19 protein-coding genes are annotated in these 18,744 nt (G+C 73.1%); 10 read left to right on the top strand and 9 right to left on the bottom strand.

Annotation, left to right across the window (positions count from 1 at the left end):
• The first annotated feature begins 56 nt into the window (after window positions 1–56).
• Entirely contained in the window at window positions 57–695 is a 639-nt protein-coding gene (locus ASC82_RS05745; RefSeq protein WP_056642475.1) for a phosphatase PAP2 family protein, read from the top strand.
• Between the two features lie 138 nt (window positions 696–833).
• Window positions 834–1,484 carry a TetR/AcrR family transcriptional regulator gene (locus ASC82_RS05740; RefSeq protein ID WP_056642472.1) on the top strand — a complete coding sequence of 217 codons (651 nt, stop codon included), beginning with the start codon at window positions 834–836 and terminating at the stop codon, window positions 1,482–1,484.
• Here ASC82_RS05740 and ASC82_RS05735 read toward each other — a convergent pair.
• A complete protein-coding gene (locus tag ASC82_RS05735) occupies window positions 1,463–2,893 on the bottom strand; it encodes a hypothetical protein (protein WP_079039117.1) in 1,431 nt (476 codons plus the stop codon). The genes ASC82_RS05740 and ASC82_RS05735 overlap by 22 nt on opposite strands.
• A gap of 272 nt (window positions 2,894–3,165) precedes the next feature.
• Between ASC82_RS05735 and ASC82_RS05730 the strand changes: the two genes are divergently transcribed.
• Window positions 3,166–3,819, top strand: a complete 654-nt coding sequence (locus tag ASC82_RS05730; protein ID WP_056642466.1) for a DUF305 domain-containing protein — start codon at window positions 3,166–3,168, stop codon at window positions 3,817–3,819.
• A 78-nt stretch (window positions 3,820–3,897) separates the two neighbouring features.
• On the opposite strand, the gene ASC82_RS05725 is transcribed toward ASC82_RS05730, so the two are convergent.
• Complete coding sequence (locus tag ASC82_RS05725; protein WP_056642464.1) at window positions 3,898–4,257, bottom strand: helix-turn-helix transcriptional regulator; 360 nt, start codon at window positions 4,255–4,257, stop codon at window positions 3,898–3,900.
• 125 nt (window positions 4,258–4,382) lie between these two features.
• On the opposite strand from ASC82_RS05725, the gene ASC82_RS05720 reads away from it, so the two are divergent.
• Both ASC82_RS05720 and ASC82_RS05715 read left to right on the top strand, forming a co-directional pair.
• Window positions 4,383–5,465, top strand: a complete 1,083-nt coding sequence (locus ASC82_RS05720; RefSeq protein ID WP_056642461.1) for an NADH:flavin oxidoreductase/NADH oxidase — start codon at window positions 4,383–4,385, stop codon at window positions 5,463–5,465.
• Window positions 5,466–5,620: 155 nt separating this feature from the next.
• Entirely contained in the window at window positions 5,621–6,703 is a 1,083-nt protein-coding gene (locus tag ASC82_RS05715) for a hypothetical protein (RefSeq protein ID WP_056642459.1), read from the top strand.
• An 18-nt stretch (window positions 6,704–6,721) separates the two neighbouring features.
• Here the strand turns inward: ASC82_RS05715 and ASC82_RS05710 are convergent, their stop codons facing one another.
• Window positions 6,722–7,399 (bottom strand): uracil-DNA glycosylase, encoded by a 678-nt coding sequence (locus ASC82_RS05710; RefSeq protein ID WP_056642456.1) that lies wholly within the window; start codon window positions 7,397–7,399, stop codon window positions 6,722–6,724.
• A gap of 164 nt (window positions 7,400–7,563) precedes the next feature.
• Here ASC82_RS05710 and ASC82_RS05705 point away from each other — a divergent pair, with 164 nt between their 5' ends.
• Together ASC82_RS05705 and ASC82_RS05700 are read left to right on the top strand one after the other, a co-directional pair.
• Window positions 7,564–8,667, top strand: coding sequence for a BadF/BadG/BcrA/BcrD ATPase family protein (locus ASC82_RS05705; RefSeq protein ID WP_079039069.1), 1,104 nt, complete (start codon window positions 7,564–7,566; stop codon window positions 8,665–8,667).
• Window positions 8,668–8,736: 69 nt separating this feature from the next.
• The gene (locus tag ASC82_RS05700; RefSeq protein ID WP_079039068.1) at window positions 8,737–9,657 is read left to right on the top strand and encodes a hypothetical protein; all 921 of its coding nucleotides are present in this window, start codon (window positions 8,737–8,739) and stop codon (window positions 9,655–9,657) included.
• Between the two features lie 98 nt (window positions 9,658–9,755).
• Here the strand turns inward: ASC82_RS05700 and ASC82_RS05695 are convergent, their stop codons facing one another.
• Window positions 9,756–10,811 carry a lactonase family protein gene (locus ASC82_RS05695; RefSeq protein WP_056642452.1) on the bottom strand — a complete coding sequence of 352 codons (1,056 nt, stop codon included), beginning with the start codon at window positions 10,809–10,811 and terminating at the stop codon, window positions 9,756–9,758.
• 101 nt (window positions 10,812–10,912) lie between these two features.
• Window positions 10,913–12,409: an FUSC family protein gene (locus ASC82_RS05690; protein WP_056643301.1), complete on the bottom strand. Its 1,497-nt coding sequence runs from the start codon at window positions 12,407–12,409 to the stop codon at window positions 10,913–10,915.
• Window positions 12,410–12,869: 460 nt separating this feature from the next.
• On the opposite strand from ASC82_RS05690, the gene ASC82_RS05685 reads away from it, so the two are divergent.
• On the top strand, window positions 12,870–13,253 hold the full coding sequence (locus ASC82_RS05685) for a BlaI/MecI/CopY family transcriptional regulator (protein WP_056642449.1): 384 nt from the start codon (window positions 12,870–12,872) through the stop codon (window positions 13,251–13,253).
• Between the two features lie 122 nt (window positions 13,254–13,375).
• On the top strand, window positions 13,376–14,200 hold the full coding sequence (locus ASC82_RS05680) for a M56 family metallopeptidase (protein WP_242427561.1): 825 nt from the start codon (window positions 13,376–13,378) through the stop codon (window positions 14,198–14,200).
• 98 nt (window positions 14,201–14,298) lie between these two features.
• Here ASC82_RS05680 and eno read toward each other — a convergent pair whose 3' ends face one another.
• The gene (gene eno / locus ASC82_RS05675; protein WP_056642443.1) at window positions 14,299–15,606 is read right to left on the bottom strand and encodes a phosphopyruvate hydratase; all 1,308 of its coding nucleotides are present in this window, start codon (window positions 15,604–15,606) and stop codon (window positions 14,299–14,301) included.
• Between the two features lie 162 nt (window positions 15,607–15,768).
• Between eno and ASC82_RS05670 the strand changes: the two genes are divergently transcribed.
• Window positions 15,769–16,191, top strand: coding sequence for a MarR family transcriptional regulator (locus ASC82_RS05670; protein ID WP_056642441.1), 423 nt, complete (start codon window positions 15,769–15,771; stop codon window positions 16,189–16,191).
• On the opposite strand, the gene ASC82_RS30340 is transcribed toward ASC82_RS05670, so the two are convergent.
• From ASC82_RS30340 to ASC82_RS05655, 3 genes are all read right to left on the bottom strand, one after another.
• The gene (locus tag ASC82_RS30340; protein WP_157863442.1) at window positions 16,188–16,658 is read right to left on the bottom strand and encodes a hypothetical protein; all 471 of its coding nucleotides are present in this window, start codon (window positions 16,656–16,658) and stop codon (window positions 16,188–16,190) included. The genes ASC82_RS05670 and ASC82_RS30340 overlap by 4 nt on opposite strands.
• Window positions 16,659–16,995: 337 nt before the next feature.
• Window positions 16,996–18,030 carry a HEAT repeat domain-containing protein gene (locus ASC82_RS05660; protein WP_079039066.1) on the bottom strand — a complete coding sequence of 345 codons (1,035 nt, stop codon included), beginning with the start codon at window positions 18,028–18,030 and terminating at the stop codon, window positions 16,996–16,998.
• Window positions 18,031–18,043: 13 nt separating this feature from the next.
• Entirely contained in the window at window positions 18,044–18,724 is a 681-nt protein-coding gene (locus ASC82_RS05655) for a HEAT repeat domain-containing protein (RefSeq protein WP_056642435.1), read from the bottom strand.
• Window positions 18,725–18,744: the final 20 nt, after the last annotated feature.

The following is an 18,744-nucleotide window of genomic DNA, read 5'->3' as shown; positions in this document are numbered from 1 at the left end:
CCGCCAGGGGTGGGGCGGATCGCGGCCCGGGGTGGGGTGTCGGGCAGGATCGGCGCATGCGCTCCTCCGCCGTGGTCTCCGGAGTCCTGTTCGTTCTCCTCCTCGTGCTCGTCGCCGCGGGCTGGTCTCCTCTTCTCTCCTTCGACAGATCGGTCGCCGAGGATCTGCACCGCGACGCCGTCGCCCGCCCCGGCCTCACCGACCTCAACCGCTTCCTCAGTGACTGGGTGTGGGATCCATGGACGATGCGCGCCCTGGCCACGGTGGCCGTACTGCTGCTGTGGTGGCGGCGCGAGCGGGTGCTCGCCCTGTGGGTGGCCGGCACGAGCCTCGTCGCGGTCGGACTCCAGCAGGGGCTGAAGTACCTGGTCGGGCGGGACCGGCCCGCATGGCCCGACCCGGTCGACTCCGCGCGGTACGCGGCCTTCCCCTCGGGGCACGCGATGACGGCGATGGTCACCTGCGGACTGCTCCTGTGGGTGCTCGCCCTGCACTGGCGGTCGGAGTGGCGCGGCTGGAGCGTCCTCGCGAGCGTCGCGGTCGTGTCGGTGCTCGGCGTCGGCTGGACGCGGATCTACCTGGGCGTGCACTGGACGTCGGACGTGCTCGGCGGCTGGCTGCTCGGCTGGTGCTGCGTGGCCGTGGCCGTCCTCACGTACCGGAGTGCGGGGAGGAGAATGGGAGAAACACGATGAACACGACGAAGCCGCCTGTTCTGGACGATCCCCCGTGTCGCCCAGAACAGACGGCCTCCCCGCCGGCCTGCCACGGGGGCGCGCCGACGGGATGCGCTGAGTATATTGGCCGGCAGCCAGTCAACGCAGGAGCCAAGCATGTCCCCGCGTAGCCCATCGGTCAATGAAGAACTCAGACGCCGCTCACGTGAGCGGATTCTGCAGGCCACCGTGGACCTGGTGTCGACGCACGGCTACGAGGCGACCACGCTCGGCGACATCGCGGAGCGGGCCGGTTCGGCGCGCGGACTCATCTCGTACTACTTCCCGGGGAAGCGGCAGCTGCTGCAGTCGGCGGTGCACCGGCTGATGCACCTGACGCTGGAGGAGGCGCTGGAGCGCGAGCCGCACACCGAGGACGGACGGGAGCGGCTGGCCCGGGCGATCGACGCGATCCTGGGGCTCGCGGTGGCACGGCCCACCCTGATGCGGACCCACATGGCGGGAATCCTTCAGGCCGAGGGCTTCGTGCAGTGCCCGGAGCAGCAGCGCCTCGCGTACCTGCTGCGGGACACGGTCACGCAGTACGGCTCCGAGGACGTGGACACGGACTATCCGCTGCTGCGCGCGCTGCTGATGGGCGCGGTGGTGGCGGTGCTGCTGCCGGGGGCGCCGATGCCGATGGCACGGCTGCGGTGGGAGCTCTTCCAGCGGTACGGGCTCGGCTGGGAGCAGGGCGCGCCGCCGGACGGAGGTCCGCCCGACGGCGCGCCGGTCGCGCGACTGGATCAGTCGTCGAAGTCGAAGTAGTCCGGCTGCGTCTGGACGTTGAGCTCGTCCATGCGGATCCGCTTCGCGGGGTCGGTACGACGGTCGGAGAGCTTCAGGACGTCGAAGCCCTTGGCGATGTCGTTGGAGTAGATGTAGCCGTTGTAGTAGTACGCGGACCACGAGCCGCCGGTGGCGATCGTGGTGGCGGACAGCGGGCCGCGCTCGAAGTAGCCGATCTCCTTCGGGCGGGAGGAGTCGGTGAAGTCCCAGACGGAGACGCCGCCCTGGTACCAGGCCTGGACCATGAGGTCCTTGCCCTTGACCGGGATGAGCGAGCCGTTGTGCGCGACGCAGTTCTCGGTGTCGGCCTGGTGGCGCGGGATCTTGAAGTAGCTGCGGAAGACGAGCTTGCGCTTGTCACCCTTGCCGACGATGTCGTAGATGCCGTCGGCACCCCGGTTCGGGCCGACCACGGCGTTGCAGGTGGCGCCGCCGCCACCGCCGAGCTCGTCGGTGAAGACGACCTTGTTGGCCTTCTGGTTGAAGGTCGCCGAGTGCCAGAACGCGAAGTTGACGTTGTCCTGGACCTGGTCGATCACCCGCGGGTGCTCGGGGTCCTCGATGTCGAAGAGGATGCCGTCACCCATGCAGGCGCCGGCGGCGAGGTCCTTCTCCGGCAGCACGGTGATGTCGTGGCAGCCGGTGGTCTTGGAGACGCCCGGGTTGGTCGGTCCGCCCGGGTTGCCGCCGCCGTCCGGGCCCTCGCCCGGGAAGAGGACGGGGAAGTTGACGATCGCGGCCTTCTCGGGCGCCTTGCGGGGCACCTTGATGACGGAGATGCCGTCGTGCGGGGGCTGGCAGTCCGGGAAGGCGGCGTTGGGCGAGTAGGAGGAGACGTACACGTACACGTTCTTGCCCTTGGGCAGGAGCGTGTGGGTGTGCGAGCCACAGGCGGTCTCGACGGCGGCGACGTACTTCGGGTTCCTGATGTCGCTGATGTCGAAGATCTTCATGCCCTCCCAGGATTCCTTCACCGAGGCGGGCTGACTCGTGCTGGCGCAGGAGTTGTCGCTTCGGGAGGAGTCGGTGGAGAGGAAGAGGAGGTTCCCGGAGACGGAGATGTCGTTCTGGGAGCCGGGGCAGAGGACCTGGGCGACGGTCTTCGGGCTCTTCGGGTTGCTGATGTCGAAGATCCGGAAGCCGTCGTAGTTGCCTGCGAAGGCGTACTTGCCCTGGAAGGCGAGGTCCGAGTTGGTGCCCGGAAGGGCGTCCTTGGGGATGTTGACAAGGTGCTCGATGTTCTGGCTGTGGACGACCTCGTCCACGCCGGGTATCTCACCGCTCTGGATGGCGGAACGCGCCTCGGCCGCCTGCTCCGTGGAGACGGTGCCCTGGGTCAGGGCGTCTCCGGGGTCGGGGGTGGCGACCGACGGGCCGGCCGCCAGCATGGTGGCCAGCAGTCCGGCCGCGGCGGTTGCCACGCCCAGGCGTCTGATCCGTGCACGCGGGGTACGCGGGGTACGCGGGATTCGCAACGAAGTCACTCCGTCCTCGCTGGTATCCGTTCAGCCATGAACGGATGTTGGACCCCGGCAGTATGGTCCTTGGCGTGCGCATCTCAACAGATGGCAACACAGACGTAATGAAGGATTTTGATCGATCCCCCCGAGAAAAGTGCTAGGAACGGTCACTGTCCCCGCAAGAACACCTGGAGGTCGCGTTGTTGATCCGCCGTCAGCGTGCCGTCGTCGCCGTGGCCCTGTCCGCCCTCGCCGTACTCGCCCTGGGCGCCTGCGATTCGGGGTCCGGGACCGACGCGAAGCCGCAGGCCGGGGCCACGGCAGGAGGCTCGGTGGTGGCTCCGGGGAAGCCCGGCGAGCCCGCCAAACGGATATCGCCCGAGGAGGCCGCCCGGCTCCTCCCCGACGAGAGCCCGAACAGCGCCGACTTCCGGTATGCGCAGATGATGATCGTCCACCACCGCCAGGCGCTGACCATGACGGAACTCGCCCCGCAGCGGGCGGGATCCACGCAGGTCAAGAAGGTGGCCGAGCGGATCTCGGCGGCGCAGCTGCCGGAGATCGCCGCGATGGAGGGCTGGCTGAAGAACAACGGCGGGCCGCGCGAACAGAGCGGCCACGACCATCACTCGATGCCGGGCATGGCGACCGAGGCCCAGTTGAAGGAGCTGAGGAACGCCAAGGGCGCGGCCTTCGACAAGCTGTTCCTGAAGCTCATGATCACGCACCACGAGGGGGCCGTGACGATGGCGGCCGAGGTGCTGAGCGACGGCAACAACGTCCTGGTGGAGGAGATGGCCAACGACGTGATCGCCCAGCAGACCTCGGAGATCAACCGCATGCAGTCGCTCTAGGACGACTCCGGGGCGGCCCTGGAGCGGCCTACGGGATCGAGGGGGTGGCCCTCGCCCGTGTCCTCGCGGGCGCCGGGGTCACGCCCTTTCGGTGACGCCCTGGCGGTCGGCCTGTGCCTCGGCCGCCGTCAGGACGGTGGCCAGGAGGCCGGGGAAGAGGGCGTCCAGGTCGCTCTTGCGCAGGGCGTTGAGCTTGGCCGTGCCCTGATACGTCTGCTCGATGACGCCGCTTTCGCGCAGGACGCGGAAGTGGTGCGTCGTCGTGGACTTGGTGACCGGAAGGTCGAAGTACGAGCAGCTCAAGGCGTCGCCCTCGCGGGCCAGGTCCCGCACGATGCGCAGCCGCACGGCGTCCGAGAGCGCGTGGAGCACTCCTTCGAGGCTGATCTGCTCCCGCGACGGGTGTTCGAGGGCGCGGGGGCTGGTGGCGGTCGTCATGACGGCGGCTCCACTTCATCCGGGTGGCCCTCATTGTACGAGAACTCTCGTAGTTTGACAGATGCCGTACTACGACGAGTATCGTACGAGCATCCTTCGAGGCCACCCCCGAAACGGAGTCCGTCATGAGCGTCGCCCTTTTCCAGCCCTACACCCTGCGTTCGCTGACCGTGCCCAACCGGGTCTGGATGGCGCCCATGTGCCAGTACTCGGCCGAGATGACCGGGCCGAACGCGGGCGTGGCCGGCGACTGGCACTTCGCCCACTACGCCTCCCGGGCCACCGGCGGCGCCGGGCTCATCCTGGTCGAGGCGACCGCCGTCGCCCCCGAGGGCCGGATCAGCCCGGCGGACCTCGGTCTGTGGAACGACACCCAGACGGAGGGGCTGCGCCGGATCGCGGGCTTCCTCAAGGAGCACGGCACCGTGCCCGGCATCCAGATCGGCCACGCCGGACGCAAGGCCTCCACCAACCGCCCCTGGCAGGGCCGCGGCCCCGTCGCTCCCGGCGGCCCCGGCTGGCAGCCCGTCGGCCCCAGCCCCGTCGCCTTCGACGAGGGCTACCCGGTGCCGACCGAGCTGACCGTCGAGCGGATCCGCGAGATCACCGGCCGGTTCGCGGACGCGGCCCGCCGTGCGCTCGACGCCGGCTTCGAGGTCGTCGAGGTGCACGGCGCCCACGGCTACCTCATCGGCGAGTTCCTCTCCCCGCACAGCAACCACCGCACGGACGAGTACGGCGGCTCCTTCGAGAACCGGACCCGGCTCGCCCTGGAGGTCGTCGACGCGGTGCGGTCCGTGTGGCCCGAGGAGCTGCCCGTCTTCTTCCGCATCTCCGCCACCGACTGGCTGGAGGAGCAGGGCTGGACGCCCGACGAGACCGTGCGGTTCGCCGCGCTGCTGCGCGAGCACGGCGTCGACCTCCTCGACGTCTCCAGCGGCGGCAACGGCGGTCCGGCGCAGATCCCCGTGGGCCCCGGTTACCAGGTGCCCTTCGCCGCCCGGGTCAAGGCGGAGACCGGGCTGCCGGTGGCCGCCGTCGGCCTGATCACCGAGAGCGACCAGGCGGAGAAGATCCTCGCCAACGGCGAGGCCGACGCGGTCCTCCTCGGCCGCGAGCTCCTCCGCGACGCCTCCTGGCCCCGCCGCGCGGCCCGCGAACTCGGCGCGGACGTCCACGCCCCGTCGCAGTACGCCTGGGCGATCTGAGGCGCGTACGGGGGCGTCGCCCCGGGCGCGGCTGACGTGCCTCGGGGGTCGCCGGGGGCGTGTCCGGGGCTCCGCAGGTGTGTCCGGGGGCCGTTGTCAGTGGCCGGGTGCAGACTGGCCCGTATCCGCGACAACGGCGTCCTGGAGGTTGCACCATGCCCGACGTACTCCTCACCGTAGGCACCCGCAAGGGGCTCTTCATCGGCCACCGGCACGACGGCCGATGGGAGTTCGACGATCCGGCCTTCCCCGCGCAGGCCGTCTACTCGGTCGCGATCGACACCCGGCGGCCGACCCCGCGCCTGCTCGCGGGCGGGGACAGCGCCCACTGGGGGCCTTCCGTCTTCCACTCCGACGACCTCGGCAAGAGCTGGACCGAGCCCGCGCGGCCCGCGGTGAAGTTCCCCGAGGACACCGGCGCCTCCCTGGAGCGCGTCTGGCAGCTGCACCCGGCGCCGGAGCACTCCCCCGACGTCGTGTACGCGGGGACCGAGCCGGCGGCGCTCTTCCGCTCGGCCGACGGCGGGGAGTCCTTCGACCTCGTCCGCCCGCTCTGGGAGCACCCCACCCGCTCCCGGTGGGTGCCCGGCGGAGGCGGCGAGGCCGTCCACACCGTCGTCACCGACCCGAGCGACCCGGACGCGCTCACGGTCGCGGTGTCGACCGCCGGGGTCTTCCGCTCCCGGGACGGCGGGGCCGCGTGGGCGCCGTCCAACCACGGGGTGTCCGCGGTCTTCCTGCCCGAGCCCAACCCCGAATTCGGGCAGTGCGTCCACAAGATCGCCCAGGACGCGGGAGACAAGGACCGGCTGTACCTCCAGAACCACTGGGGCGTGTTCCGCAGCGACGACGCGGGCCGCAACTGGTCCGACATCGGCGCCGGTCTCCCCTCCGACTTCGGCTTCGCGATCGCCGCCCACCCGCACCGGCCGGACACGGCCTACGTCTTCCCCATCACGGCGGACTCCGACCGCGTCCCGGCGGGCCGTCGCTGCCGGGTCTACCGGACCACCGACGCCGGAGCCAGCTGGGAGCCCCTGACGCGGGGGCTGCCCGAGACCGACCACTACGGCACGGTGCTGCGGGACGCGCTCTGTACGGACGACGCGGACCCGGCGGGCGTCTACTTCGGCAACCGGAACGGCGAGTTGTACGCGAGCGCCGACGACGGCGACAGCTGGCAGCTCCTGGCGGAGCACCTGCCGGACGTGCTCTGCGTCAGAGCGGCGGTGATCTGAGCACCCCGCGCGGCACGGTCAGGGCAGGCGCCAGTCCACGGGCTGGGCGCCCTGGTTCAGGAGGAGTTCGTTGGCGCGGCTGAAGGGGCGGGAGCCGAAGAAGCCGCGGTCAGCGGACATCGGGGAGGGGTGCGCCGACTCGATCGCCGGGAGGTTCCCGAGGAGCGGCCGGGCGTTGCGGGCGTCCCTGCCCCACAGGATGGACACCAGGGGCTTGCCCCGGGCGGCCAGGGCGCGGATCGCCTGCTCGGTCACCTCTTCCCAGCCCTTGCCGCGGTGGGCGGCCGGCTTGCGCGGGGCCGTGGTGAGGGCCCTGTTCAGGAGCAGGACGCCCTGCCGGGTCCACGGCGTCAGGTCGCCGTTCGACGGCCTGGGCAGCCCGAGGTCGGTGTGCAGCTCGCGGTAGATGTTCTCCAGGCTCCCCGGCAGGGACCTGATCTCGGGCGCGACCGCGAAGCTCAGGCCGATCGCCATCCCCGGTGTCGGGTAGGGGTCCTGACCCACGATCAGGACACGGACGTCGTCGAAGGGCTGCTGGAAGGCCCGCAGGACGTTCGGTCCGGACGGCAGGTACGTCCGGCCCGCGGCGATCTCCGCGCGCAGGAAGTCGCCCATCTCCGCCACACGGCCCGCGACGGGGCTCAGAGCCTCCGCCCAGCCGGGCTCCACCAGTTCGTTCAAGGGTCGCGCTGTCACGGTCCGTCACTCTACCGGCCTACAGTGACAGCCCGGTCCGGGCGTCGGCGCGGCCCCATCGGCCGGAGGCCTCTCACGGCTTCTCCGGCCCTGATCCGCCGGACAGGCCCTAGACTCCCGCCACCCGCCCGCCCCTTGTCCCCCTCACGCCAGGACGGTGCACCGTGGAATCCGGAAACGAACCCTCCGTCAGCGAACCCTTCGAGGGCCTCGTCGTCGGCGTCGACTCCGGCGGCTCCGGGCTGCGGATCGCCCTGGCCGAGGCGGCGAGCGGCGCGGTCCTCGACACCCACGCCTCCCGGGAGCCGGTCCGGACCGGGCCGGGCGGGATCTCCGCCGCCCACTTCCTGGAGCAGGTCCTGCCGGCCGTCCGCGCCCTGCGCGAGCGCGCCGCGCCGGACTCCCCCGGGGCGCGGCCGGTCCTCGCCGTGGCCGTGGGCGCCGCCGGGATGGCGACGCTCGGGGACGAGCTGCGGGCCGAGCTGCCCGGCGCCTTCGCCGAGGCGTGGGGCGTGCGGCGGCTCGCGCTCGCGGCGGACGCCGTCACCGCGTACGCGGGGGCGCTCGGACAGCGGCCGGGCGCGGTCGTCGCGGGCGGCACGGGAATGATCGCGCTCGGTACGGATCTGGTGTCCTGGCGCCGGGCCGACGGCTGGGGGCACCTCCTCGGCGACTGCGGCAGCGGCGCCTGGATCGGCCGGGCGGGGCTGGAGGCGGCGATGCGTGCCCACGACGGGCGGCGCGGCGGTTCGGCGGCGCTGCTCGCCCGGGCCGAGAAGCTGTTCGGGCAGGTGGCCGGCCTGCCGGGCGCGCTCTATCCCCGTACGGACCGGCCCGCGGTGCTCGCCTCCTTCGCCCCGGAGGTGGCGGACTGCGCCGCCGGGGACCCGGTCGCCGCGGACATCCTCGTCCGGGCCGCCGAGCACGTCGCGGACGCCGCCGAGGCCGTGTGTCCGGCGGATCCCGGGGCCGTGATCGCCCTGACGGGTGGCCTCTTCAAGATGGGCGACCCCCTCCTCGTACCCCTGCGGGCCGCGCTCGGGGAGCGGGTCCCGCACGCCCGGACGGTGGCGCCGGCGGGCGATCCGCTGGCCGGGGCGGTCATCCTCGCCTCGGCGCTCGCCACGGGCACCCTGAGTCTGCCGGAGGACCCGTCGCTGCTCCGCCTGTTCGACGACGGATCGGTGGAGGCGGCGGCATCCGCCCAGGTCGGGAGTGGTGCGGTGACCCCGGACCGGGCCGGAACCGGTCACGAAGATCGGACATAGGGGGACAGACGGCGCGCGATCGCACCTCACCGAACAGCGTGGCCGACGAAACCAGTAGCATGCGGCGCCATGAGCTCCCCCACTGGGCCTGCTTCCGGCCTGCCTGTACGAATGCCTCGACCCCGCCAGTCCGGGCGGCACCGTCGCCCCGAACCCGCGGCGGCGCCCGAGGGCGCTCCCGCACTGGTTCTCGCCGTTCCCGGTGTGCCTTCGGCCGCCATACGCTCGCTGGCCGAAGAGGTCGTGAGCATCGCCCGCTCGGAGCTGCCCGGCCTGGAGGCCGTGATCGGTTTCCTGGACGGCGACGACGCCGAGTACCCCGCGCTCGCGACCGTCCTCGCGTCGGCCGACGCGCTGCGCACCCAGCGTTACCAGCTGGCCGTCGCGGCGGGCCGCGAGGTCTCCGCCCCGACCGGTCCCGCCGCCGTCGTGGTCCCGCTGCTCGCGGGCCCGGACAGCGCCCTGATGCGCCAGGTGCGCCAGGCCGTCATGGACAGCGGCAACACCGCCGAGCTGACCGAGGTCCTCGGCCCGCACCCGCTGCTCGCCGAGGCGCTGCACGTGCGCCTGTCCGAGGCGGGGCTCGCCCGTGCCGACCGCGCCCGGCTGTTCACGGTCGCGACGGCCGCCGACGGCATCATCCTGGCCACGGTCGGCGGCGAGGAGGCCGTGCAGGCCGCCGGGATCACCGGCATGCTGCTGGCCGCGCGCCTCGCGGTGCCGGTGATGGCCGCCGCGCTCGACCAGGAGGGTTCGATCGCCTCCATCGCCGAGCAGCTGCGCGGCTCGGGCTCGGTCCAGCTGGCTCTCGCGCCGTACCTGATCGGCCCGGAGCTGGCCGAGGGTCTGCTCGACGAGGCCTCGAAGGAGGCCGGGTGCTCCGCCGCCGAGCCGCTGGGGGCCTACCCGGCGATCGGCCGGCTGGTGCTGTCGCAGTACATGGCGACGCTGGGCATCCCGCCGCAGCCGCAGGGCGCACCCTCGCTCTGAGACGTGCCGTGAGGGAAGGGCCCGCGCCGGACGCATCCGGCTCGGGCCCTTCTTCGTGTCATGCACGCCCTCGCACCCGGCTGCGCGGGGTGTCCGGCTCAGCCGAAGACGACGCAGGAGGCCGCCGGGGCCTCGATCGAGCCCGCCCGGACCGGGACGCCGGTCGCGGGGTCGAGGTCGAACCAGGTGACGTCGCCGGAGCGCTCGTTGGCCGCGTACAGCCGCCGTCCGGAGGGGTCGAGGGTCAGATCGCGGGGCCAGGCGCCCCCGCAGGGCACGGAGGCGACGAGGGCGGCCTTCGCGCCGTCCGGGTCGAGGGCGAGGACGGCGAGGGTGTCGTCGCCGCGGACGGCGGCCCAGAGGAAGCGGCCGTCGGGGGCCGCGACGATCGCGGAGGGGTAGCTGGGGCCCGGGGTGCCCTCGGGGACGACCGGGGTCTCGCCGAGGGGTTCGAGGACGCCCGCCTCCGCGTCCCAGCGGCAGAAGGTGAGGGTGGGCTCCAGCTCGTTCAGGACGTAGGCGTGGGTGCCCGCCGGGTGGAACGCGAGGTGGCGCGGGCCGGTGCCGGGGCGCAGCGCGGTCTCGCCGTGGAGGGTGAGCGCGCCGGTCGCGGGGTCGAGGGCGCAGATCCGTACGGAGTCGGTGCCGAGGTCCACGCTGACGACCCAGCGGCCTGAGGGGTCGGGGAGGACCTGGTGGGCGTGGGGGCCGCTCTGGCGGTCGGGGACGTCGCCGCTGCCCTCGTGCCGCAGGACGGTCGTGGCGGGGCGGGGGGTGCCGTCCGCGGCCAGTGGCAGGACGGTGACGCTGCCGGAGGTGTAGTTGGCGGTGACGAGGTGGCCGGCGGCGAGCGCGAGATGCGTGGGGCCCGCGCCTTCGACGGGGACGGGCGCGCCGAGCGGCAGGGGTACGGGGCCGGTGACGCCGAAGGCGGCGACGGCGCCGGGTTCGGTCTCGGAGACCGCGTGGAGCACGGGCCCCGCGAGGGCGAGGAAGGACGGGTCGGCGACGGCGTCGCTGCCGCCGGTGACGGTCAGCGCGCCCGTCTCCGGGTCGAGGTCGGCGGCGAGGACGCCGCGACCGCCCGCCGAGGTGAACGACCCGATGAACGCCCGCGGCGCGCTCCGGCCCTGTACCGCCCCTGTGTCGCCCATGGCGCCTCCCCTGTCGCGGGGCCGGTCACGGACGACCGGCCGTCGTCCGGCCGACGGTAGCAGGCGGTCTAGACCAACTACCCGCGGGTCATCGCGCCGGATCAGGCCGCCGGGACCAGCGGGGCGCGCGGCGAGGTGCGCAGCGGCGCCGCCAGGTCGACGAGGGCCTGCTCAAGCCCGTGCAGGTGCCCGAGGGCCGCCTCGGCGCCGGGGTGGTGGCGCGGAGTCGCGGCGGCCTCGCCGACGGAGGCCCGTACGGGACGCGCCGGGGGTACGAGGGCGTGGACGGCTGCCTCGACCCGCCAGGCCGCGGCGGCGAGGCGGGCGTCGTGCGAGGCGTCGGGGTCGGCCGCGACGGCGGCGAGGCCCCTGATCTCGCGCGCGCAGGCGTCCAGGAGCGCGAGCACGCGGCGGGCGCGGGCCTTGCGGGCGCGCAGCGGGCTCAGCGGGTGCACGAGCGGCGCGAGGGAGAGCCGGACCCGGCCGAGCAGGATCTCCAGCTCGGCGGCGTGCGGCGCCGGGTCGGCGACCGGGTCGCCCGCGAGGCGCCGGGCGGCGGACGTGGTGCAGGTGTGCACGCAGGTCACGGCCCGCTCGATCCAGGCGTTGGTGGCGGCGTGCGTCGTCACCGGCAGCAGGGCCACGCCGATCGCCGCGCCGATGGCGCCGACGGCGGTCTCCTGGAAGCGCAGGACGAGGAGACCGGGGTGCAGGACGCCGAGCAGCCCGTACAGGAGCCCGGCCATGACGGTCACGAAGAACATCATCCAGCTGTACGAGAGCGGGGCCGTGTAGAAGATCCCGAAGACGCAGACGGCCACGAGGAGGGCGGTCGGGCCGGGCGCGCCCGCGAGGGGGACGGCGATGAGGAGGCCGGCCGCGATGCCCGCGACGGTGCCGAGGACGCGGCGGAAGCCCCGGACGAGCGTCTCGCCGCGCGAGGCGGTGTTGACGAAGATCCACCACGCGGTGCCGACGGCCCAGTACCAGCGCTCGTGGGAGATGAACTGGCCCGCGGCGAGGGCGACGGCGCAGGCGGCGGTGGCCTGGAAGGCCTGCCGGGTGGTGGGGCGGGCCAGTCCGGTGCCCGGCAGCGGGGCGGGCGCCGCGGGCGGCGGGACGCGCCGCTCGATGCACCAGGCCCCGAAGCGGACCGCTCCGGCGACGAGGAGCGCGAGGGCCACCGCCGCGTACAGCTCGGGGAGCTGGGCGGGGAGCGCGTGGAGGAACTGGGTCACGAAGAACTGCATGAAGGCGAAGATGCCGAGGGCGTGCCCGCGCGGTCCCCAGCGGCGGGCGTAGACGCCGGCGAAGACGACGAGCAGCCAGGCCGCGTCGCGCAGGAGCGGCGCGCCGTGCAGGAGGGTCGCGAGCGCGAGGACCGGGAAGCCGACGGCCGGCAGCAGGGCGGTGGTGACGGCCTGGCGGCGCACGGTGGGGTCGCCGACGGTGAACAGCGCGAGCAGGGCGGCCAGGCCGGCGGTGATGGAGGCGGTGAGGGAGAGGCCGAGGAGTTCGGCCAGGGCGACCGCGAGCGCGATGCCGAGGACGGCACGGAGCGAGACCCTGAGCCGGACGAGCCCCGGATCCGGGGCCATGAAGTACTTCTGCACGGCGGCCAATCCCGCCCCCCTTGTTCCTGATCCTCGCCACGCACGAGGCTCCCCGGGGGTGGTGGGGGCTCGGACACGACGAAGGCACCGCGGGCCGGTCCGGCCTCGTCGCCGGACGGCGCTGCGCGGCGCCGAAGGTATGTGATGCCTACAAGGATAGCCTCCCAGGGGCACATCGGCTCAACCTGCGGTCGGAAGGGTGGGCCAATGGCCCACTCCCGGGGGCGGTCGAGTGGCCGGAGGCGGCCAATGGCCTTCCGGCCGGCGCTCGACCTCCCGTACGCACCCCTCCATGTGCGAGGCATCACTCATGGTCACGCCCTCGCGCTGACCGCGGAGGGGCCGTTCCGTACGTCCCTTCCGCGGCCACCTCGCACGGTAGGTTAGGCATGCCTTCGAAAGGCCACGCCATTCGTCTCCAGGGGCATAGACACACGGGAGAAACATGCCGGTCAAGGGTGGGGACGAGAGGCGTCCGCACGGCGAGCTCGTCGCGGACGTTCTGGCCGTGCTGTGGCAGTCGGGCAGGCCGATGAGCGCGCAGGAGGTCAACGCGGTGCTCGGCAAGGGCCTGGCCCGGACGACGACGGCCACCATCCTGACCCGGCTGTACGAGAAGGGCACCCTGCGCAGGATCCCGGCGGGGCGTGGTTTCGCCTACGAGCCGGTGGAGGACGCGGCGGGGCTCGTCGCCGGCCGGATGCGGCGCGAGCTGGAGAGCGAGCCCCGGCGGGATCTGGTGCTCAAGCGGTTCGTGTCCTCGTTGTCCGAGGGCGACGAGGAGACGTTGCGACGGCTCCTTCTTGAGGCCGAAAGCAGTTCCGAGTGACGTACGTGCTGGCCCTTGTCGCGCTGACCCTGGTGTTTCCGTGGGGTGGGGCGGCCGTCGCACGGCGCCTTGCCGAGGGGCTGCCGCCTCGGTGGGCGTGCCGGCTTCTGACGGGTTCCGCGGTGCTGCTGGCCGGTGGGACGGTCTCGGCGCTGATCGGCCTGTTCCACGTACCGTTCCTCGCGTCGCTGGAGCGGCTGTCCCTGTCGCGCGTGCTGGAGGAGTGGCCCGCCGCGGTGCCTTCGGCTGCCGCGGCCGGAGTGGTGATGCTCGGCCAGCTGGTGCTCCTGGTGCGACGGTGGCTCCGGCACCGCTCCCTGCTCAAGCGCGCCTGGCTGTCGGCGGACGAGGGCACCGGGGACGGCGATCTGCTCGTGATCCCGGGGAGTGACGTGGACGCCTTCGCGCTGCCCGGCTACCGGGGGCGCCGTGGGCGGGTCGTGGTGACGTCCGGGATGGTGCGGTCGCTGAAGACGGGCGAGCGCGAGGTCCTGCTGGCCCACGAGCGGGCGCACCTCGCCGGGCGGCACCATCTGCTGTCGGCGGCGGTCGACCTCACCGCGGCGATCCACCCCGCGCTGCGGAGCCTGCGCGAGGCCTTGGCCTTCCACCTGGAGCGGTGGGCGGACGAGGAGGCGGCCGCGGTCACCGGCGACCGACGGGTGGCGGCCGCGGCGATCGCCCGGGCGGCGCTGGCCGGATCGGCCCGGGGCCGCGTCGGCGGATACCCGCTGCTGTCGGCGACGAGCGGGCCCGTGCCCCGGCGGGTCGAGGCCCTGCTCCTACCGGAGCCGGCCGCGCCGCAGGGCGGCGCCCGGCGCGCCGGCGTCGCCGCCCTGGCCGGCACGGTCGTGGTCGCGGCCTTCGCGGCGCTCGGGCTGACCTACGGCCTGCACGAGTACGTGGAGTTGGCGGCGCGACGGCTGATCGGCGCGGACGGGGGCTGAGCCGCGCGCCGACCATGTCACCGCGACCCGGCCCCCCTGGCGTGCCCGATGTCCAGGCATGCTCGGGGGCCCGGGCGAGCTCTACTCCTGCCCGCTGCTCACGCCTGACGCAGTGCCGAGCGGCCCGCGAAGCGTGCCGAGTCGCCCAGCTCCTCCTCGATGCGGATCAGTTGGTTGTACTTGGCGGTGCGGTCGGAGCGGGAGAGGGAGCCGGTCTTGATCTGGCCGCAGCCGGTCGCCACCGCGAGATCCGCGATGGTGGTGTCCTCCGTCTCACCCGAACGGTGCGACATGACGGCCGTCCAGCCCGCCTGGTGGGCCGTGGCCACCGCGGCCAGCGCCTCGGTCAGGGTGCCGATCTGGTTGACCTTGATCAGGATCGAGTTGCCGGCGCCGGTGTCGACGCCCTCGCGCAGCAGCGTCCCGTTGGTGCAGAACAGGTCGTCGCCGACGAGCTGGCAGCGGTCGCCGACGCGGGCGGTCAGCTCGCGCCAGCCGTCCCAGTCGTTCTCCGCCATCGGGTCCTCGATGGAGACGATCGGGTAGGCGTCGATGAGCTTGGCGAGGTAGTCGACGTTCTCGGAGGGGGTGCGGCGCACTCCCTCGCCCTTGTAGTCGTACACGCCGTCGTGGAAGAACTCCGAGGACGCCGGGTCCATGAGCAGGGCGATGTCCGCGCCGGGGCGGTAGCCGGTGCGCTCGATGGCGGCCATCACGAAGTCGAGCGCCTCCTCGGCGGTACGCAGCGCGGGCGCGAAGCCGCCCTCGTCGCCGACGCCCGTGGAGTGCCCGGCGGCCAGGAGGTCGCGGCGCAGGGTGTGGAAGACCTCGCTGCCCATGCGGACGGCTTCGGCGAAGGTGTCGGCACCGACGGGCGCGATCATGAACTCCTGGAAGTCCAGCGGATTGTCGGCGTGGGCACCGCCGTTGACGATGTTCATCATCGGCAGCGGCAGGAGGTGGGCGTCGGCGCCGCCGAGGTAGCGGTAGAGGGGCAGGCGATGCGCCGCGGCGGCAGCCTTGGCGGCGGCGAGGGAGACGCCGAGGACCGCGTTGGCGCCGAGCCGGGACTTCGTGGCGGTGCCGTCGAGGGCGACCAGGGCGGCGTCGAGGCCCGCCTGGTCCGCCGCGTCCCGGCCGCGCATGGAGGCCGCGATCTCGCCGTTGACGTGGGCAACGGCGCGGTCGACGCCCTTGCCGTGCCAGCGCGCGGAGTCTCCGTCGCGCAGTTCCACGGCTTCCCGGGCGCCGGTGGAGGCGCCGGAGGGGACGGCCGCGCGTCCCAGGGATCCGTCCGCCAGGACGACATCGACCTCGACCGTGGGGTTGCCCCGGCTGTCGATGATCCGGCGGGCGGTGACGGTCTCGATGACGGCGTCGATGTTTCCGACTGTCGTGGTGGACATGGGAGTTCCTTCCCGTTGTCGTGTGCCGTGGCCCCGGCTGCGACAACGCTGACGCTGAGCCCGACGAGCCAAACAGTACAGCAATGCTGCTCAGTTTTGCTGTACAGCATTGCTGTACAGATCAGGGGCGCGACGGTGCCGAACCACGGGGTAAAGTGCCCTATGCCCACCTCGGAAGCCGCCGCCATCGCCGCCGAACTGCGCACCGCGATGGGCAAGCTCACCCGGCGCGTCAAGAACGAGGACCGCATTCCGCTCGGCCAGGCCGCCGTGCTCGGCGCGCTCGACCGCAACGGCGCGATGACCACCAGCGACCTCGCCGCCGATCAGCGCGTACGCCCCCAGTCGATGGCCCGGTCGGTGGGGCTCCTCATGGAGCAGGACCTGATCACGCGCAGGGCGCACCCCACGGACGGCCGCAAGTCGCTGGTCGAACTGTCGGACGCGGGCCGGGCGGCGCTCGAAGCGGAGCGCGGCCGCAGGGCCGGCTGGCTCGCGCAGGCCATCGAGGCCGAACTCACGGACGAGGAGCGGGCACTGCTGGCCCGGAGCGCCGCCCTGCTGGAGCGGCTCGCCACGCGCTAACTTTCGGCGTCGCCCTCCGGGGCGTCGCGCCGGACCAGGCGGAATCCCAGGGGAGCCGCGGGCTTCCTGCCGGGCCGGCGTGGCCGGTAGGAGCCGGGTACGTACGCGCCGTGCGTGCGCGCCGGCCGCGCGCGGCGCGCCGCTTCCACGAGGGCCCTGAGTCCGGAGGAGGCGTTGAGGAGCGCACGGAACCGGCGTTCGCGGAAGTCCGCCAGCTTGAGGGCGTCGAGCGTGGTGGCGCCGTTGCCGATCGCGACCAGGAGGACGCGGACCATGGCCGGCGTGTGCTGCCCCCCGCCGGGCTTCACGTCATGCGCGGAGGCCAGGGCGCGGGCGGCGTACAGGGCGGAGGCGAAGGCGGGGTCCTCGTCGATCCAGCCCCGCAGCACCTGCTCGGGAACCCCGGCCCACACGGCCGCGGCCGGTACGTCCAGGCCCTGAGCGGCCCCCTGGAGCACGGCCCCCATCCGGGCCAAGGTGACATCGCGTTCGTTGGGCAAGCCGCCCAAGGAGGTGTGCAGTGTGTGCTCGACGGCACCGCCGTCCTTCAGCCAGGCAACAGCCCGATGGGCCTCCGGCGAACCCTGCACCGGTGCGGGGCCGGAGTCTTCCGGTTCGTACACGGCCCCTTGACGCCTCGTCTCACATGGATGGACACGCGGTCCCCGGGCGCACGGCACCCAAGACCCATCGAAGTCTACATACATGTAGTCACCCGGGAAAGGGCAGCTCGTCGCCATCGGGGCGGCCGGTTCGGCCTTCGCCACCGGTGCCTGCCGGACGGAGGATGCCGGGCCGCCGTCTTCAGCGTGGCGTCGAGGTGCGCCTGACCGGCCGGGGCGCGTTGCGCATGTCGAGGATGTACGTCGCCGTCAGCGCGACGGCGCGGTCCTCGTCCTGTGACAGGTCCGCGAGGGCGCGGGACGTGGTGGCCCCCGGGATGGCCGCGAGGGCCTCCGTCAGGCGACGGCGGGCGGTCGACGCGGACGTGCCGTGGGCGAGGCGGTCGACCAGGCCGGTGGCGATCCGCTCCGCCACATCGGGACGGCTCGCCAGCGCGCCCAGCGCGTCGGCGGCGGCGACGTCGTCCGTGTCCTCGGCGATCATGTCGATGAGCGTCGGGACGGCGTCGGCCACTCCGCGCGCGCCGAGCTGCACCGCCGCGTACCTGCGGACCACGATGTCGGGGCCGGCGAGGGCGTCCCGCAGCAGCGCGGTCGCCTCGTCGTGCGGAAGCTCGGCGATGGTCTGGACGGCCCGTTTCCGTACGGCGGCAGCGGGCGAGTCGAGGGCCTCCGCAAGCAACGCCAGTCCGCCGTCGCCCGATTGCGCCAGCGCCCATCGGAGGGCGCCGGCGACGATCGGGTCCTTCTCGCTCAGTACCGCCTCGATCAGGGCCTCCACCGGCACGGGACCCTCTTCGACCGAGGACAGGGCCGCCCGCTGACGCGTCCGGGGGCTCGTCGACCCCAGCGCCTGGAGGAGCGCCGTGATCTGGAGGACGTCCTCCCAGCCGTTGGGCTCGGCGGCACCGATCCGGCTGAGCCGCGTGAGCAGCTCCGTCTCCCGTGCCATGCGTTCCCGTGTCTGCCGGATCAGGTCGTCGACGAGCTCCGCGGGCGTGAAGCCGGGATCGTCGAGCGCACGGCCGACCTCACGCAGCGAAAGACCCAGGGACCGCAGGCTCTCGATGTGGAAGATCCGCCGGAGGTCCTCGCTCGCGTACTCCCGATAGCCGACGTCGGTGCGACCCGTCGGGCGCACCAGGCCGAGCGATTCGTAATGCCTGAGCATGCGGGCGCTGACCCCGGAGAGTCGTGCCACATCACCGATCAACACCCTTTGCGACCCCTCATGACTCCTCGTGGCTCGTCGGGCCCAAGGCTACGACGCGCTTCGCCTCCTCGATCGCGAACTCGAACCCGGCATCCGGGTCGCGCAACAGACTCTCCGTGGCGATCGCGTGGTGCCGCACGCGAGGGACGGCGTCCGCCGACATCGCGGCGCGCAGCACCGGCGTGATCACCTCGCCGAGCGCGATCAGCGCCCGGCTCAGGCTCAGCTGCGTCTCCCGCTCGCCGCGCCCGAGCTGCGTCGCCAGCACTCCCGCCAGCTCGGCCTCCGCGTCCTCGGGCACGAGGACGACCGCCGCCCGCCAGGCGCTCCGCGCCACCTCGTCGTCGACGTCGGTCAGCAGCTCCCGAGTGATCGCGGGCCACGCCTGCCGGTCCCCGATCTTGGACAGGGTGTGCAGAGCCTGGCTCCGCGCCTGCGCACCCTCCGAGCGGACTTCCCGGAGCAGCAAGGGAACCGTCGTGGCCGCCGAGTGGCGGGTGAGCGCCCACGTCAGCATCTCGCGCACGGAGAAGTCGGGCTCGACCGCGCACCGCTCGACGAGCGTGTCCACCGACCGTGGGTCGGGGGTCGTACCGACCGCGAGCGCTGCCCGCAGCCGCACCGACGAGCTGCTGTTCTCCAGTGCCTGGAGTGCGCTCGTCGTGTTCGTGTTCGTGTCCGCTTTCGGCATGGTCATCGGGACACCACCTCCTCGGC

The organism is Streptomyces sp. Root431, assembly GCF_001426585.1.
GTDB classification, from domain to species: domain Bacteria; phylum Actinomycetota; class Actinomycetes; order Streptomycetales; family Streptomycetaceae; genus Streptomyces; species Streptomyces stackebrandtii.
The sequence above is the reverse complement of the archived record's forward strand: the minus strand, read 5'-3'. Positions and strand labels throughout refer to the sequence as shown.

Bases quoted from the DNA above. Each gene is read 5' to 3' on its own strand.
- ASC82_RS05670 (WP_056642441.1), top strand. From the start codon at position 15,769: ATGCCCACCTCGGAAGCCGCCGCCATCGCCGCCGAACTGCGCACCGCG.
- ASC82_RS05690 (WP_056643301.1), bottom strand. From the start codon at position 12,409: ATGGCCCCGGATCCGGGGCTCGTCCGGCTCAGGGTCTCGCTCCGTGCC.
- eno (WP_056642443.1), bottom strand. From the start codon at position 15,606: ATGTCCACCACGACAGTCGGAAACATCGACGCCGTCATCGAGACCGTC.
- ASC82_RS05725 (WP_056642464.1), bottom strand. From the start codon at position 4,257: ATGACGACCGCCACCAGCCCCCGCGCCCTCGAACACCCGTCGCGGGAG.
- ASC82_RS05745 (WP_056642475.1), top strand. From the start codon at position 57: ATGCGCTCCTCCGCCGTGGTCTCCGGAGTCCTGTTCGTTCTCCTCCTC.
- ASC82_RS05700 (WP_079039068.1), top strand. From the start codon at position 8,737: ATGAGCTCCCCCACTGGGCCTGCTTCCGGCCTGCCTGTACGAATGCCT.
- ASC82_RS05685 (WP_056642449.1), top strand. From the start codon at position 12,870: ATGCCGGTCAAGGGTGGGGACGAGAGGCGTCCGCACGGCGAGCTCGTC.
- ASC82_RS05655 (WP_056642435.1), bottom strand. From the start codon at position 18,724: ATGACCATGCCGAAAGCGGACACGAACACGAACACGACGAGCGCACTC.
- ASC82_RS05720 (WP_056642461.1), top strand. From the start codon at position 4,383: ATGAGCGTCGCCCTTTTCCAGCCCTACACCCTGCGTTCGCTGACCGTG.
- ASC82_RS05715 (WP_056642459.1), top strand. From the start codon at position 5,621: ATGCCCGACGTACTCCTCACCGTAGGCACCCGCAAGGGGCTCTTCATC.
- ASC82_RS05735 (WP_079039117.1), bottom strand. From the start codon at position 2,893: ATGCTGGCGGCCGGCCCGTCGGTCGCCACCCCCGACCCCGGAGACGCC.
- ASC82_RS05695 (WP_056642452.1), bottom strand. From the start codon at position 10,811: ATGGGCGACACAGGGGCGGTACAGGGCCGGAGCGCGCCGCGGGCGTTC.
- ASC82_RS30340 (WP_157863442.1), bottom strand. From the start codon at position 16,658: ATGGGGGCCGTGCTCCAGGGGGCCGCTCAGGGCCTGGACGTACCGGCC.
- ASC82_RS05740 (WP_056642472.1), top strand. From the start codon at position 834: ATGTCCCCGCGTAGCCCATCGGTCAATGAAGAACTCAGACGCCGCTCA.